Origin of the sequence: Paenibacillus sp. DCT19 (assembly GCF_003268635.1) — a bacterium.
Taxonomy (GTDB): domain Bacteria; phylum Bacillota; class Bacilli; order Paenibacillales; family Paenibacillaceae; genus Paenibacillus.
This window is the reverse complement of record NZ_CP029639.1, coordinates 6,511,562-6,528,518: the sequence shown is the minus strand read 5'-3', so window position 1 is coordinate 6,528,518 and position 16,957 is coordinate 6,511,562. Positions and strand designations below refer to the sequence as shown.

General features: G+C 44.0%; 14 protein-coding genes. 12 read left to right on the top strand and 2 right to left on the bottom strand.

The features are described 5' to 3' along the window. The first annotated feature begins 283 nt into the window (after nt 1–283). On the top strand, nt 284–2,392 hold the full coding sequence (locus DMB88_RS29520) for a TerD family protein (protein ID WP_128104157.1): 2,109 nt from the start codon (nt 284–286) through the stop codon (nt 2,390–2,392). A gap of 377 nt (nt 2,393–2,769) precedes the next feature. Then, on the top strand, nt 2,770–4,395 hold the full coding sequence (locus DMB88_RS29515) for a rhamnogalacturonan lyase B N-terminal domain-containing protein (protein WP_128104156.1): 1,626 nt from the start codon (nt 2,770–2,772) through the stop codon (nt 4,393–4,395). A 163-nt stretch (nt 4,396–4,558) separates the two neighbouring features. On the opposite strand, the gene DMB88_RS29510 is transcribed toward DMB88_RS29515, so the two are convergent. Beyond that, complete coding sequence (locus DMB88_RS29510) at nt 4,559–5,176, bottom strand: hypothetical protein (RefSeq protein WP_128104155.1); 618 nt, start codon at nt 5,174–5,176, stop codon at nt 4,559–4,561. Nucleotides 5,177–5,375: 199 nt separating this feature from the next. On the opposite strand from DMB88_RS29510, the gene DMB88_RS29505 reads away from it, so the two are divergent. The 5 genes from DMB88_RS29505 (at nt 5,376) to DMB88_RS29485 (ending at nt 9,217) form a co-directional block, all read left to right on the top strand. Next, entirely contained in the window at nt 5,376–6,248 is an 873-nt protein-coding gene (locus tag DMB88_RS29505) for an AraC family transcriptional regulator (protein WP_128104154.1), read from the top strand. Between the two features lie 182 nt (nt 6,249–6,430). Then, nucleotides 6,431–6,994, top strand: coding sequence for a hypothetical protein (locus DMB88_RS29500; RefSeq protein WP_254438394.1), 564 nt, complete (start codon nt 6,431–6,433; stop codon nt 6,992–6,994). A gap of 362 nt (nt 6,995–7,356) precedes the next feature. After that, nucleotides 7,357–7,617: a hypothetical protein gene (locus DMB88_RS29495; protein WP_128104153.1), complete on the top strand. Its 261-nt coding sequence runs from the start codon at nt 7,357–7,359 to the stop codon at nt 7,615–7,617. 15 nt (nt 7,618–7,632) lie between these two features. Beyond that, entirely contained in the window at nt 7,633–8,151 is a 519-nt protein-coding gene (locus tag DMB88_RS29490; RefSeq protein ID WP_254438393.1) for an SUKH-4 family immunity protein, read from the top strand. A gap of 85 nt (nt 8,152–8,236) precedes the next feature. Further along, nucleotides 8,237–9,217 (top strand): SMI1/KNR4 family protein, encoded by a 981-nt coding sequence (locus DMB88_RS29485; RefSeq protein WP_128104152.1) that lies wholly within the window; start codon nt 8,237–8,239, stop codon nt 9,215–9,217. Nucleotides 9,218–9,450: 233 nt separating this feature from the next. On the opposite strand, the gene DMB88_RS29480 is transcribed toward DMB88_RS29485, so the two are convergent. Beyond that, the gene (locus DMB88_RS29480) at nt 9,451–9,948 is read right to left on the bottom strand and encodes a DinB family protein (protein WP_128104151.1); all 498 of its coding nucleotides are present in this window, start codon (nt 9,946–9,948) and stop codon (nt 9,451–9,453) included. 325 nt (nt 9,949–10,273) lie between these two features. Between DMB88_RS29480 and DMB88_RS29475 the strand changes: the two genes are divergently transcribed. The 5 genes from DMB88_RS29475 to DMB88_RS29460 all read left to right on the top strand — a co-directional run bounded on the left by DMB88_RS29475 (nt 10,274) and on the right by DMB88_RS29460 (nt 16,736). Next, entirely contained in the window at nt 10,274–10,975 is a 702-nt protein-coding gene (locus DMB88_RS29475) for a dihydroorotate dehydrogenase electron transfer subunit (RefSeq protein ID WP_128104670.1), read from the top strand. After that, nucleotides 10,956–11,888, top strand: coding sequence for a dihydroorotate dehydrogenase (locus tag DMB88_RS29470; RefSeq protein ID WP_128104150.1), 933 nt, complete (start codon nt 10,956–10,958; stop codon nt 11,886–11,888). Before DMB88_RS29475 ends, DMB88_RS29470 begins: the two co-directional genes overlap by 20 nt. 11 nt (nt 11,889–11,899) lie before the next feature. After that, nucleotides 11,900–12,028: a hypothetical protein gene (locus DMB88_RS31835; protein WP_302476279.1), complete on the top strand. Its 129-nt coding sequence runs from the start codon at nt 11,900–11,902 to the stop codon at nt 12,026–12,028. Nucleotides 12,029–12,164: 136 nt separating this feature from the next. Beyond that, nucleotides 12,165–13,307, top strand: a complete 1,143-nt coding sequence (locus tag DMB88_RS29465) for a response regulator (protein WP_128104149.1) — start codon at nt 12,165–12,167, stop codon at nt 13,305–13,307. A gap of 399 nt (nt 13,308–13,706) precedes the next feature. Continuing rightward, nucleotides 13,707–16,736, top strand: coding sequence for a hybrid sensor histidine kinase/response regulator (locus tag DMB88_RS29460; protein ID WP_368028233.1), 3,030 nt, complete (start codon nt 13,707–13,709; stop codon nt 16,734–16,736). Nucleotides 16,737–16,957 lie beyond the last annotated feature (221 nt).

Sequence of the window (16,957 nt, the reverse complement as noted above, 5' to 3'; positions counted from 1 at the left end):
TCAAGTTCATTGCGTCTGATATCAAGTCGTAATACTTTTGCCCTGTTGGGATTTCATGGAATCTGAGATGATGGGTTCACCAAAGGTTCGGGTTACGAACTTCCGACCTTCGGCCTTCAGGCTATTGCGATCCTTCCTTCTACCATCATATTGAGATAATAGGGTCGCAGCTCTCCTGAAGGATTTTATGTCAGAGAGGAGGCGTCCAGGCTATCACATTCCTTCCTTCTACCCCTAACCTTTCATGTTATTTAGGGATGTGGCTTTCCTGGACTCTTTAATCATGAACAATACAATCTATTTGCGCAGAGCAAACAAACTTATAATTGAATCGAGCGAAGGGTCGAAACAGCTATCTAAAACGGTACTGGCAACAGCCCTCAAAAATGTGGAAGCCCTTGGATACATCTTCTCCAATGAATTAATCCAAGCGGTAAAGCAATTGTCCAAAGGGCAATTTGAAGCAGTGTATACACAGCTTATTCGTGATTTGAAAGTCATGGTAGGTGCCCATGTGGCGTACAAACCAATGTATCCAGGGTTCCCCCTACAAGTGATGGAGGAGAATGAGGCAGATTTATATCTGCACGCCATCATCCATTATCTGACCCATGTAACGGCAGAGCATCTGGACCAATCATCGGTGAAGAGATCACCCTTCATGGAGAAGACAAAGCTGAACGTGATTGGTCTTGGTACCAAGCAAGCGTTCCAGACGCTAATTCGCCAGATGATCGAAGCCAAAGGTTCCATTTCGCAGACAGACAAGGAAGATATCGATACAGTGCTGGAACATGCAGATGCATGTGATGTGGATGCCATTCTACCTTCCGAAATTCCGTTCAAAGAAAATGTAGGCTTTGTGGTTGCTTCATTATTGAAGCATGAACAGGCGAATATGGAGCGAATCGGTCTGTACTTCAAAACGGCAAGCGATGTCCTCCGTCTGGCGGTTGCTTGGTCGGATGGGGATGTCAGCCTGGCGCTGGCTTCGCCATTCCGTAAATTCAAACGGCGTGAGAGACGTCTACTGCTCAGCTTGCTAGAGCAATGTGGCTCAATTACAGAGGATATGCTGCGGTACAAAGATCGCTGGATTCGCCTTGGCGAAATTCTGCATCCTTCGGAATATAAGCATCGGTATCCACGATGCCAAGAGGCTTTTGATATTTTGCGTAACAATAAACCGTATTCAACCTTTAACGGCAGTGTAGAGCTTGCTTTTCAATACCGGAATGTGTGGAGTCTCATCGACCTGTTATCACAGCGTCCGGGTGAATTCGCGAGAAGATTGGATCACTTGCTACGGATCACCGAAGATGATGTGTATGTACTGCTGGCATTCAGCGAGGTTGTATCGCAAGTATCCACGTCGGTGCTGTTGCAGGTGAAGCAACACTTCGCGCAGCGTAATGAACCGCAGCATCTGCGTGTCTTTTTCCCTAAAGGCAATGTGGCGAAAGCAGTCGCTATCCCGGATGAACTGCCTTATATCGATGAGGCGATATGCCGTGATGTTGTGCAATTATGCGAACAGGAACTGGTAACGCGGTTTGCTGCCCTTCCTCCACTGGGGAAGACGTATGTCGATCCAAGACTGCACCATTATCTGGTGCCCTTCTCCCAGAGGTCGGCGAGCAAGGCATTGCATACGATTGTGCGCGGAAGTCGTGTGCCAATGGCAGAGGGAGATACGATTCGTTTCTTCAACTGGTGGAGAGAAGGGAACGTGAATGGTCAATCGACAGGGCGTGTGGATATTGATTTGTCTGCCGTCATGTATGATAAGAACTGGAACTATGTCGAGCACATTTCCTACACTAACCTTCGGTCTTCCAAGTATAAGGCTGTCCATAGCGGGGATATTGTTGCAGCACCACAAGGTGCATGTGAGTTTATTGATCTGCACATCCCGTCGATTGTGAACTATGGTGGACGATATGTGGTCGCTACGATGCTATCCTTTACCAGTCATCCCTACTGCGATTTGCCGGAATGTTTTGTAGGTTGGATGATGCGGAAGAAGCCTGGTTCAGGTGAAGTCTTTGAACCGTCTACCGTATCTAACAAAATTGATGTCACCGCAGATACGCAAATTGCGATTCCTGTCATTATGGATCTGGTAGAGCGTACCGTGATCTGGACAGATCTGGCCCTGACCCGACATCCAGAGCTGTATAACAATGTGGAAGGTAACCAGAGAGGCATGGTATTGATGGGCAAAGCCATGACGACGCTGCGCAAACCAGCTCTGCATGACCTGTTCCTGCTCCATGCGAAGGCGCGCGGTGAGTTGGTGGATACGATGGATCAGGCAGATACGATCTATTCGGTAGAGCAGGGGGTTACTCCTTATGATATCGAGCAGATTATGGCGGAGTATCTGACTTAACTTATTTAATTTCTTCAGGGCTGTCCTTATAAGTCATACATATGACGAGGGGCAGCTTCTTTTTTTATGAGATTTTTAAAGGATAGATGCAGCATTTTCATTGCAATTTTATGTAATATAACGGTATTATTTTGTTGTAATTGTAAAATTACTGAATGCAAATGAGTGGTATAAGGAGGAGGTGGAAGATCAAGCATTACATGAATTGGCGGATCTACTCAATATGCAAACACATACTCACACACAAACACATACACATCACATGCCAGTCATTATGGACATGCTCACATAAGCTATTTCAAAATGAGACGGGAGAGCAAGTTTCAATACAATATAATGTAAGCGCTTTATAATTAGGCTCGAGGAGGGATTTACTTATGGCAAAACGCTTCGTGAGAAAGTCGCTTGGCTTGTTTTTAATTCTCGCTTTAATCGTTACGGCTAGTATATATCCAGCATCTACCGGACAGGCGGCTACGATATATGTGAATGATACTGGCTCCAGAATTGAAGTGAATACGGGTTCCGGATTAGTCTACGTGGTGAACAAAACCAATGGGGACATCATATCAGCCAAAATGAACGGTACGGAGCTCAACAGCAACAGAGGATCGCATATCGGTTCGGGTCTAGGCTCCTCCGTCAATGTCACTTGGAATACCTCTCCTTCAGGATCAACGGTGTTAATCACGGTGTCTACAAGCACCCTAACGCACTATTATGCTTCGCGTGGTGGAGAGAACATTATTTACATGGCAACGCATACCACGGCTCAACCTTCCATTGGGGAATTACGTTACATTTTTCGCGGTAATGGCAGTGTCTTGACAGGAGTTCCTGAGCATTCAAATAATCGAGGCAACACAGGAGCTATTGAGAGTCAGGATGTATTTGGTTTCGCGAATGGTCGAAGTGCCTCTAAATATTATGGTAATGATCAGGCCAAAGATTTATCTGTGCGCGGCGTTACAGGCAATGGTGTTGGTGTATTTATGGCCTACGGCAATCGAGAAAAGAGCTCTGGTGGTCCATTCTTCCGTGATATCCAGTTTCAAAGTGGGACAGAAACAGAAGTGTATAACTATATGAATTCCGGACATGCACAGACGGAAGGCTGGCGAGTTGGTCTGCATGGACCATACGCTTTGATTTTCACAACTGGTGGTACGCCAAGTGTTCCTGATTTCAACTGGATGTCTGGCTTGAATCTGCAGGGCTGGGTATCGAGTCGAGGAAATGTGGTGCTGAATGGTCTGTCGGGAATGGATATGGGTTATGCATACACCATCGGGTTCGCCAACAGCAATGCCCAGTATTGGGTGGGGACATCTGCAAGTGGGGCAGCTGCCAAATATGGCATGATTCCAGGAACATATACCATGACAGCCTACAAGGGAGAACTGGCTGTATATGAGGAAACGGTTACGATCACAGCAGGACAAACGACGACTCTGAATACACGTACCATTAACAATGATCCGAGTAAAGCCTCCAGCATCTGGCGGATTGGTAACTGGGATGGTACACCACGGGAGTTCCTTAATGGACAGACAATTCCAATCCGTCACCCTTCCGATAGTCGCAATCCTAGCTGGGGACCGGTTACCTACGCTACGGGGAGTGCAACCAATCGATTCCCGGCAATTCAGTTCCGTGGCGAAAACTCTCCGACTGCAATTACGTTTAACTTGAATGCATCTCAAGCCGCCACTTCTCATATGCTGAACATTGGTATTACCGCGGCATACAATAATGGCCGACCAAGTATTACGGTTAACGGGCACACGTTATCCAACCCTGCCGCATCCTCACAGCCTAACTCTCGCAGTTTCACCATTGGTACCTATCGTGGAAACAACACAACGTTCAGCTGGAATGTTCCAGCATCTTACTTCGTCAATGGCTCCAATACGATCACGATTACACCGATTAGTGGTTCCAGTGACTTGGGTAACTGGTTAAGTGCGGGTTGGGTCTATGACTGTGTTGAGTTGCTGAATTAAGTCAAAAGCTCAATGTACTGGAAGGTATAAAGGGGTAGCCTACGGTGGTTTTCATAACCGGATGTAGGTTACCCTATTTATCCTTGTTTTCCTAATGGAACGACAGACTCAGGTGTGGAAGCGCAAAGTACATTGCACTGAACCAGAATTACGTAAAATATAATCAGCGAATTAGTTCGATGACTTTAGCTATATTTTCGTTTAAGGATGACATGGTCGTCTCATAGTCTGTTTTAATAATGAAATTCTCGGGATAACTCGTAATATTGTATAAGGTTGTACTTTCGGAAGAGCCGGAAGCGATCTGATTGGTGATCTCCTCTAATAATGCATGAACTTCGTTCCAATTGGCATGGAAGTCTGCATCGTCCTGTTCAACATCGAAGTAGTCCCTTAACTCGTAGACCATCAGGTACAGATTCTGATTTGTATCCATAATGCGCTGTACTTCGTCCGTATACTCACCATGGTTCATTTTCTGTATGATCGACTCTAGATACGTATAATGGTCTGCGCTCATGCCAGATATGAAGCCATCGGAGAAAAATTGAGCTTCATTTCGTGTATTTGCATTGTTCAGGTTCACCAAAAACTGGTATATAACTTGAACACGACTGGAATAATCCGAGTATATGTTCATTTTAGTTTCGTAGATCGGTTGGAGGGTTTCATCCTTTTGTTCTGTGTTGTTTTGATTAAATACATAGAATTGGATTACGTTAGAAACGAGTACTGCAGCAACAATGATGAAGATGTACTTTATTGCATTCTTTTTTCTCAATGGTCGTTCTCCTTACACAAATATTTACATGCTTAAAGATACAACGCATCCAAGGATTAAAAGTTATGATGTTTCTACAGAATGTATCGCACTCCATTAACTAACCATATCAGATCGAGCCTACAGAATGGTGCAAGTAAAGTCGGATGTGAACAGAGAGGTTTTGTTATGCTTCCAATAACGAGGGAGGGATGATGATATGGAATCGCTAACGCGCTTAAATGAAGCTCTGAATTACGTTGAAGAGAACCTGCTGCACACTGTCGATATGAAAGAGGTTGCCCGGATCGCCTGTTGCTCGGAGTATCATTTTACACGGATGTTCTCTTTTCTTAGCGGTGTCACATTCTCAGAATATATTCGGCGTCGGCGACTAACGTTAGCAGCGATGGAGCTGAGTCGAAACGATAGCAAGATCATTGATATTGCACTAAAATACGGCTACACTTCGCCAGACGCATTCACTCGGGCTTTTCAAAGCATACATGGTGTTACGCCTTCTGAAGTACGAGAGCATAGTCCATCACTCAAAGCCTTCCCGCGGATGACATTTCAGTTAACCATTCAAGGAGGAAGCGAAATGAACTACCGTATTGAGGAAAAAGAAGCGTTTCAAATTGTCGGTATTAGTGAGCGGGTACCGATCATATTCCATGGTGTGAATCCGCACATTGCTGCGATGGTTCAGCGACTTACGCCGGAGTTAATTGGTACCATTAAAGGCTTATCGAATGTAGAACCCCATGGAATAATCAGTGCTTCGATTCATTTCAGTGAGGATCGGATGCAGGAGCAGGGAGAACTAGATCACTATATCGGTGCAGCCACAACACAAGAGGCACCAGAGGGTTTGGCACAATTGGAGGTACCTGCTTCGACTTGGGCGGTATTTACCGCTGTTGGTCCATTCCCAAGCACACTTCAGGAGATTTGGGGACGGATCTATACAGAGTGGTTCCCTTCATCGGATTATGAGCTGAGTGAAGGGCCAGAAATACTTTGGAATGAGCATAAGGATACCACTGATCCGCACTATAGGAGTGAGATTTGGATACCTGTGCAGAAGAGATGAGATCGTTAGTTGCCCAATGTGTACATTAGCAGGAGAAGGTGTTCCATGTGTAGAATGGGTGTGAGATTCGTTTATATGTTGGCTGACTGACGTTGATCGCGCAAAACCAATCTAGGTCGTGTCTGAAAACTACAAAAGACGCAGATGTTGAGACACGTTCTACACAGGAGGCACCTGAATCGATGAAGAATAGTGGTTTCTATAAACTTAAGTTTCTAGTGACACCAGAAGAAATGAGAAGCACATTGGAACTCTTTCAACAAAAGGAATGTCGGTTTACTCTTTCGAACTATGCTGCGACCACGCATGATCTAGATCAAGTGTGCGAAGCTTATGAAACATATTATCAGTATTTCACAGCACAAGAGAAGCCGAACTACCACCCTCATTGGGTGTATTCTGTTGCGTGTAATCTGGATCAACGAATCTCTGGATTTTTTATGAAAAATGAAGGACATAGCTTCCCAGTTCAAGAACAGTGGGCAGAGGATGAATTCCCTTATATCTTGCTCTCATTGCCAAAGGGTTTCCAAGTTAATCTTCAGGACGAACGGGGAAACTATTATATTTATGAAGATATTCGGGAGCATCTGCCGTTAACATATGCGTTATTTGAAGAGGCTTCACAATCAATCAAAAAAATGACCAAGCCACTTCGGTTCAAGGTATACGCGGGGTATCATCAGATGCATTACAGGAGCAGAAGCCTCCGGTACGGATTAGCCCAAGTGCAGCTCAAGAGATGAGCACCTCCTGGTTATTTGAGAAATATGGAATATCCATGAGCGTGAAGTGAGCTATAGCGCGATGTGGAGCATATTCAAGGAAGGATGAGATTCTAGTGAAACAGGTAAGGCTTCTTATTTAAAATCAATCAACACTACACGGTTACTTACACGCGGGACAAGGGTTCAACTGAGGGGAAGTTATCAACTATTAAGAAGTCGGAGTCGGAATAATTCAATGTCACAGGTTCATGTACCAAGATCAGAAATGGGGGGATTAAATGGAAGCCCTGAATCTTCAACTAGATGAAGCATACATCTCATCATTACATATATCGCAAGAACAACTAGAAATAGTAATTCAACGATGGGATCTGACCAGAATGAGCATAATGATTGCTCACTACACCAGGTTATACGAGTATAATTCATTAGGCAGAGAGATCAATACCGTTAATGTACTTCGTGAATCAGAACTGCTTGAGATTGAAAAAAGAGAATTAAAGGAAATGGATCATGATCCAGAAGAATACATGAATCTAGTCCACCTCCAGTTCATCGGTTTTAGCGATCTTCCTCTATTAGATATTATTGTCGATCCATCAAGAGTGAAGGTAGATCAGATAATGCAGACGAGAATTTAAAATGGGGGTCATAGGATGTTCAATATGGATTTCGACATTCGACAGATCCGAGATTACTATGACACACAGCTACAAGAATATGATTACAACCAATTATTGAGTTTAGGTGTGAGTCGTCATAATGCCGATTTTATGATTGAGGTTGGTATACCTGCACAACTAGACATTTTTGTGTTTTATAAAATAGTCCATTTTCAGAAATGTACTCTTGGTGGTGAGTCTTTTATCCAAATAGGTCATTATAGTTTTAGTCAGTATGGGCTATACCTTAAAGAAGGTAGTAGTGCACTGTACGCAAGCTCTTCCTTCCACGAGCCTCATGTATATAAGCTGAACCAAGATATGAAGTCATTCTTCTTATTTTATCTCGTGAGGAACGAAGTAGCGATGCAAATGAGGCAGGAAGGCAAATATACTACATATATCTATGCTGATGAGTTACGTAAAATATATGAAGAACTTGATCCAATTGCGATGAACAATGTTGAAGGGTATTGGTCGCATCTAATCGAGGATTACGAAACTGGCTTATGAGTTCCGGCCTAACTGGAGACGAGCATCTGGAAAGTGGTATAATTTTCAACAAGTTGTTTAACGTGAATGAACGGGGAGGATAACCATGAGAGACGATCTGTTGGTTCAATTGGAAGAGTGGCATGAAGAGGATGAATTTCAGAGCATCGTAGATGCAGTTCAAGCAATTCCTGCGGAAGAAAGAAATTACGAACTGGTTAACCATTTGGGGAGAGCGCTGAATAATCTGGAGCGTTATGAAGAGGCAGTTGAACAATTCCTTACGGTTGCCGAAGAGGGCAAAGACGATGCACTGTGGCATTACCGGATTGGTCTAGCCTACTACTATCTAGAGCAATATGATCGTGCAGAGGAAGCTTTTGAGAGATCGGATGAACTGGAACCTGGGGATGAGGATACCCTGGAATTTCTGGAGTGGATTCGAAACAATGACAGCGATGAATCCGATGAGGAGACAGAAGCTGAAGAAGATTCTGAATCTGATCATGAGTCTGAACTTGAGTCGGAGTCTGTAGAAGAGATTACGACTTCTGCGCCTACAGTTCCAACAGTTCGGCTTAATGAAAACTTCGATCCGACCCACTTCTGGAATGATAGCAAGCAGGCTTTGGAGCAATATGTATCTAATCCGCCAAGTGAAGGGCTTATCGCTTCCGTTGAAGAAGAACTGGTATTCAGACTACCGGAGTCCTATGTTGAGATGATGAAGAACCACAACGGAGGTATACCGAACAATCGGTATTTCCCTATCGGTGCAACAGATTCAGGTGTGGAAGAGTACATCGAGTTGAAGGGGATCTTGGGAATTGGTCGTGAGAAACCAAGTTCATTGTGCGGTTCGGCGGGAAGCTGGGCTTTGATTGAGCAGGGCGGTTATCCGGAATTTGGAGTGGTGCTTAGTGAGTGTGCCTCTAAGTCCGGAGTGGTCATGCTGGATTATCGTTCAGCTGGAAATGACGCAGAGCCCGAGGTCGTTCATGTGGACAAGGACAACCAGTATAAGGTGACGACGCTTGCGCCAAACTTCGAGACATTTGTTCAGGGGCTTGTGCATCGAGAGGTGTAGAGATAACCTGAGGGAAGATCGGATGGTAGCGCAAGACTACATTTCCGTATTGTTGGGACAAGGTTCGTCTGAAAAAGGAATTAAGTAGCATGGTGTAAAAGAGGATCGGGGCAAGCACCTATAGATTCATGGGTACAGTGAAGTACGGAATAAAGAGCTTAAACAAGCCGTAGCAGGAGCGAGTGCTCCCTCTACGGCTTATTGTTGTCTTATCTACGCTCGGCTTGGCGGACTTATGCCGGGTAACCGCCTCCAGGTGGCGGCCATGCACCGTAGAAACGACGTAACAGTACAATCTCTCCTAGATGATAGGAGTTGTGAGATGCAATGTTGCGCAGTAGTCCAGCGATCGTTTCACCTGGGAAATACGGCAATGTGCCATCCAGTTGAGCCGTCTTCGCAATCGTTACCGCCTGGTCAATACCCGCTAGAAAAGCCTGAATATCTGCTGTCCACGTTGCTTCATCCTGCGGGCCGGTCTCTTCAGGCCAGCTCTCCATCACATGGGCAGGAAGCTGTGGCTTCCGACCCTCGATATGTGCCAACATGAATTGTTGCCAGTAGTGCATATGTTTAACGAGCTGATAGATCGTGTACGGCATATGTTCATGGACACGCCCGGCGAGCTCCACGCTGATGTCGGGTAGAGCGCGAGCAATGGGTAGATGCCCACGTTCTCCAACGAGTGATTGTACCAAAGCTTGTCCAAACGATTGATTTGCATCCGACATGCGGATTTCATCTCCTCTAATTCTCTAATTAAGTTTATGGCTTTAACAATAGTATACAATTAAATTTTGCAAAATAAAAATACTGAACAATAGCCCCTCCATTCCCAGTGATCCAGAGTAATCTGTGGTGAAGGAAATGGATACGATTAGTATGAGTCTAAATTAAACATGTCATGCCACACAAACGATGGGAGGAATAGACGAGTTCATTGTTTAAAATGACCTACTTTAAGCCTAAATCTATAGTTCGCAATGTGAAACCTGTCACGTACTTTTCGACCCTTTTGCGATATAGTGAGTGGTTAATGGAGGGGTTATATTGGCTATGGCTATGATCATTTCGAATGAAGCACTTACTCCACAAATCTATGTGATGAAAGTACAGGGGGACTACAACGGGAAGATGGGACAGTTCTACATGCTACGTAGTGGAATGAGCTACCCATTGCTACCTAGACCCATTAGCATTTATGACATTGGGGAACATGACATTTCTTTCTTGTACCGCGTCGTTGGGGAAGGAACACAGCAGTTATCCAAGCTATTGCCTGGTCAGGAGATCCTACTGGAGGGTCCGTTTGGGAATGGTTTCCCACAGGTCGAGGGGAGCTTGTCTCTCATTGGAGGTGGTATGGGCACAGCTCCATTACTACTGGCTGCCAAGCGTTACCCTCATGCTCATGTATATCTGGGATTTGCGGAGCAATCCTTCGGTGTTGAGGCATTTCAGGCTGTGGCTGCTTCTGTGCAAGTGAAGATAGGCGGGAGTATTGTGGAGCTGGTTAATCCAGCGCATTACAAGTATATGTTCTCCTGTGGCCCGACTCCCATGCTTCAGGCTCTTGCGCTGCAAACAGTAGGGACGTCTTCTCGTTTATACATTTCTACGGAACGGCATATGGCTTGTGGTATTGGTGCATGTTTGGGTTGTACGATTCGCACCCGCACAGGTAATCGTAGGGTCTGTAAGGAAGGGCCTGTATTTCCCGTTGAGGAGGTGGAGTTCGATGATCTCCATGGCATGTAATATTGCAGGTGTGTCTATGAAAAATCCGATCATTATGGCTTCGGGCACGTATGGATTTGGACGTGAATATAAGGAATATGTAGCGCCTACCTTATTGGGTGGCATCGTTGGCAAGGGCTTAACCTTACATCCCAAGGATGGTAATCAGGGTGTGAGAATCAATGAAACGGCGTCGGGCTTACTTAATAGTGTAGGTCTGGAGAATCCGGGGGTCGTTGCCTTTCTGAAGGAAGAACTGGATGAGATGACTCGTTGGGATACGGCAGTAATTGCGAATATAGGCGGGGCCAATCTGGAGGAATATGTGCAGGCTGTTGCCCTGATTACGGAGAATGCACAGAAACGGCGTACTATGAATCGCAGGGGAGTCGATATGCTGGAGCTGAACATCTCTTGTCCCAATGTGAAGCAGGGAGGCATGCAATTCGGCGTTCAGACGGAAATGGCGCGGGACGTGGTGCGACAGGTGCGTAACGTAACAACTCTCCCGCTAGTCGTTAAGCTGTCTCCCAATGCAGAGAATATTACAGAGATGGCGGTCATGTGTGAGAAGGAAGGTGCAGATGGCGTATCTCTAATTAACACCTTTTCAGCGATGAAAATTGATATCCGTCGTCGGCGTAGTGTGTTTGAGAATACGTATGCAGGTCTCTCTGGGCCTGCGATCAAGCCGATTGCTTTACGAATGGTACATCAAGTGGCACAGGCGGTATCCATCCCGGTGATTGGCATTGGCGGCATCAGTTCGGTCGAGGATATTATTGAGTTCACGATGGCCGGTGCGGCAGCCATTCAGATTGGAACCTATAATTTCGTTCAGTTGCGAGCAGGAGCGGAATTGGTAGAGGGTCTTGAAGAGTGGATGCAGCGGGAAAAGGTAAATTCGTTGGATGAGATCCGCGGAATCATATAAGGGAGGAAGAGGTGCTACCTTCATTTATATCATATAAACGTGAAGCTGTTGTTGGTAGGCATACCGAGGACAGCTTGTTTGGCGTGGCTTCATCAGGCTGGATAGCTTATCATTTGATCAATATTGTTGCAGATTTATAGACCCTGACCTATAGTGAATAGTAACAATTGTAATCGTTAAAAAATGAAATAGTAGATTGAATATGAAAAAGAGAACTGTAAAATTCTGTGTTATTCTAATGTGTTTCAAGACTTCGGAGTCAAGGAGGAAGCTCCTGTGAAGGTGATATTGGTTGATGATGAACAGCTAGCGTTAATCGGTCTCAAAAAATTGCTGGAGAAAGAAGTAAGTGATATTGAAATCGTTGCTACGTATATGAATCCGACTGATGCTATGGCAGGTATTACGTTGCATCACCCTGATGTTGTATTTTTGGATGTCCACATGCCAGAGCTGGATGGTATGGCTCTGGGAAGACAGATTCAGGAGGCAACACCTGATATTGAAATTATATTCGTAACCAGCCACGACCAATATGCAGTACATGCATTTGAGTTACAGGCGCTGGACTACGTAATGAAGCCTATCTCCATAAAACGATTGAAGCAGACGGTAATTCGTGTACAGGATAAACTGAGCATGAAACAGAAGGGTTCGCCAGAGGATACAAAAGTACCGTTTATTTATTGTTTTAATCAAATTCGGTTTAAGCTGCCTAACCAGGAAATCCAGATTGCCAAATGGCGTACAAGCAAAGCGCAGGAGTTGTTTGCTTATTTGTTGCATCATCGAAACCAGATGGTTCATCGCAGTGTGTTGCTTGAGATGCTGTGGCCCGAACTGGAAGAGGATAAAACGGTACATCAGCTATACACCGCCATGTATCATGTCCGCCAAACGTTGAAATCCTACGGTATGGACATGATTACAATTCAGAGCGGAAGCCTAGAGGCTGGCTATAAACTTGAACTGGGAGGAGCCCAGTTGGATAGCGAGCAGTGGGAACGTGAGATCAGAACATGGAAAGGTGTCGACTTAGGTACAGTTGATGCCTATGAGAAGGTGCTACATATGTACACAGGCACTTACCTCGGCAATTACGAATACATGTGGGCTGAACCAGAACGGGAAAGCCTTCGTTACTTGTGGCTGTACCATATGAAACAACTTAGCTTGTTTTATCAACAGCAGGGTCTGGTTGAGAAGTTAATTGAACATACGCAGCGTATCCAGCGGATGTTACCGGATGAAGAAGAAAGTTATTTTACCCTTATGAAGTTATATGCTGAGATGGACAACGAACTAGGTGTGGAGGAGCAGTATCGACTCTTAAAGACTAGAATGGAGCAAGATCTGGAGATACCTGTTAGAGAGAATATCAGCAAATGGTACCAGGACTGGAGCATGGGTTTAAAATAACTCAGTTGATCGAATCAGACAGTCTTGCAGAATGAATGAGTGCATCATTCTAGAGGGATGAAATGAACTTCATGTATATATTGTGTATAGGTCGATCCTATATAATTGAATTTTGATTTCATGTGTTTGCAAGATCAATCAGCCCTATCCGTAGGTAGGTGTATCAGCAGAAGTTAAAATTCTAAAATTCTGTTAGAAAGGGATCGATCCTTTTGTCGAGTCACTCTCATCATGCAAAACGCAAAGCTTTATAAGCAGAACATAGTAAAAAACACCATAATTATTTTGACCACATTCGCTTTGTTATTTGGTATGCGTTGGTACTGGTCGTATCAGATGTTCCCTGTTTTACATAACTATACCCCTATTAATGGTGTATTGGATCTACGAGACATCAACTTGGATAATGAGCCTCTTACCTCGCTGAGCGGAGAGTGGAGTTTTTACCCAGATCAGCTTCTTACTCTATCTGAGATAGAATCCGGAAGTTATAATATGACACCCCTGCAAGTCCCTGCAGATTGGAGTACAGCGTGGGGGGACTCTTCACAGAATTCCTATGGATATGGTACCTATCACCTTCAAATATTAATTAATCCAATAGATCAGCCTGTAGCTTTTTGGTTCAAAGAGCTCCAGGCTTCATTTGAGGTAGAGGTCAATGGAGAGAAGTTAGGTGGGCAGGGCAAAGTCGCCAAGTCCGCTGAAGAGTATGAACCCTATAAAATATCCTCTAGCCCCTCCTATACTGCTAGAAATATTACAAAGATTGACCTTGTACTGCGTATTGCTAACTTTGACAGTCCTTACGATGGAGGGATTCTGCTTCCTGCCTATTTCGGATCCCAGAATGCGTTGGATTACTCGCGTTGGTATTCCATCGGTTTTCAAATCTTTATTTTCTTAGTATTGATGCTTCACGGGGCTTATGCAGGAATTTTATATTTGATTAATTCACGCGAGCGGGCATTATTATATGCTATGTTTCTGGTCATCTCCGTCAGTGTAGCCATTTTATGCAACCGAGACAATATTATCGCACTCTGGCTACCGATTAACTACACATGGCTGTTAAAAATTCAGCTTGTCGCTTTATTATCACAAAGTATCCTAATCATTTTACTATTTCAGAGTTTCCTTAGTAGAAGCGCTTCAGGTCTATGGACACGAATATACATCGCAATGTTACTTATAGCCATAGTTACAATACTTGCAGTGCCAGTTTCATATGTATATGAAATCATTGAATATTTTGTGTTCGATGGTCTATATTATGCTGCCTTTCTATGGTTTATCACAATCGCTATTAAGATGGTGAGTAAACAAAAGAATGATCGTGATATCATTTTTCTCTTAATTTCAGCGGCGTGTATCGTTACGAACTTATTGTGGAGTTTTGCTGAGACATCCTATGACATAACAACGGTTTATTATCCTTTTGATCTTATCATGGCTCTTACCGGATTTTCGACATACTGGTTTCAGAAATATTTCCGCAATGTGAGTTTAAACGTAAAATTAAATGAAGAACTATTGAAAGCAGATCAACTCAAGGATCAGTTCCTAGCTAATACTTCTCATGAGCTAAGAACGCCTCTGAATGGCATCATGAACATCGCTCATCATATTGTATCAAAAGAAAAAGATCGGTTGTCTGCTGACAGTGTGCAAGATATGAATCTCCTCATAACAATTAGTCGCCGCATGTCACATCTTATTGGAGACTTGCTGGATGTTGTTCAACTTAAGGAACATCAAATTACATTGCAAACCGAGCCGCTAAAACTTCAGTCTGTTGTGCCTGGAGTTGTGGCGATGATGAAATTCATGATTGAGAGCAAAGCGATTACCTTGCATAACAATATTCCAGACTCGTTACCTATGGTTATGGCAGACGAAAAGCGACTGGTGCAAATAATTTATAATTTAGTTCACAATGCGATTAAATTTACAGACGGGGGTACGGTAACACTATCTGCCGAAGTACGCGAGAGAAAAGTTTTCATTCATGTTTCGGACACGGGAATTGGTATGGACAAGGAGACACTTTCTCGAATATTCATTCAATATGAGCAAGGAGCGGCAGGTGTAATCAATGAGCAAGGTATTGGGCTTGGCTTGAGTATTTGCCAAAAACTTGTTGAGTTGCATGGTGGTAGCTTGGATGTTCTCTCGGAACCTTCAATAGGCTCCACATTTACATTCAGTCTTCAACTTGCGGACATGGGTGCTAATGTGAAATTACCAGAGGCACCCCTGAATAATCAGCAAGATGGTGGGCAGGAACTAGAACTGCCTCCCGATGAAGAGTTATCTCTCGCATCCAAGCATCATCTGGAAACGAATTTGTTGGGGGAATTAAATAAAAGTGTGTGGGAGACCAGCGGTACTGCTGGCATCAGCCCATTATTAAAGGAGAGCCCAGTTCATATTTTGGTCGTCGATGACGATCCTATTAACCTGAAGGTGCTGGTCAGTATCTTATCCTCTGAATCCTACACAGTAACTACAACGAATTCTGGTCGTGAAGCGCTAGAGTTATTAGGTACGCGCCAATGGGATCTGTTAGTTTCAGATGTAATGATGCCACAGATGTCGGGATACGAACTGACTCAAAAGGTACGTGAGCGCTATTCTGTTTCAGAGTTACCCATTTTATTATTGACGGCTCGCAGCCAACCCTCGGATATTTATACTGGCTTCTTATCTGGCGCCAACGATTATGTGACTAAGCCAGTCGATGCCTTAGAGTTGAAGTATCGAATTAAAGTATTAACTGATTTGAAGCAGTCCATTAATGAGCGATTGAGAATTGAAGCAGCCTATCTTCAGGCACAGATTCACCCCCACTTTTTGTTCAACTCATTGAATTCACTTATTGTTCTAAGTATGGTTGACATTGATAAAATGTTTGAGTTTGGGGCGGCCTTAACTTCTTTTCTCCAGATCAGTTTTAATTATCTTAATACCGGAGAAAAGGTCGAACTTCATCATGAGTTGGAACTGGTTAAATCGTATTTATATATTGAACAAGAACGTTTTGGAGAACGGTTGTCCGTTATATGGAACATAGACCTCGATCTAAAGGTAATGTTACCTCCGCTTTCCATCCAACCTTTGGTAGAGAATGCAGTCCGACATGGACTGCTTAGCAGAGTTGCAGGTGGAACACTTACCTTAAATATTACCCTGCAGGAGCAGCGTAAAGAGGTACTGATTGAGGTTCGCGACAACGGTATTGGTATGGAGCCCCAGACGGTTACACAGTTACTGAACGATTCAATGCAAGATAAGCGAGGCATCGGAATAATTAATACCAATCGCAGACTAATGCAACTCTATAATAAGGGATTGAGCATTCGTAGCAAACTAGGAGAAGGTACATCTGTTTCGTTCGTCATCCCATATGAGGATCAATCGAACACGTGACCAATGTACCATGAATTGAATTAGTCCCTTTCACGAGACGGTTTATCGCCTAGATAGATCCCTCCTATACTTTTGGTGTAGGGATCTATTTGGGTGTTTTTTTATCTAAGGTGAGATGATATTCGTGATGGTAAGAGTAACGGATCTGTTTTAATTGCCGTATTTTAATTATTTCTAATCAAGGCTCCATATGTTAGTATATTTAACATCAGAAGCGCGGA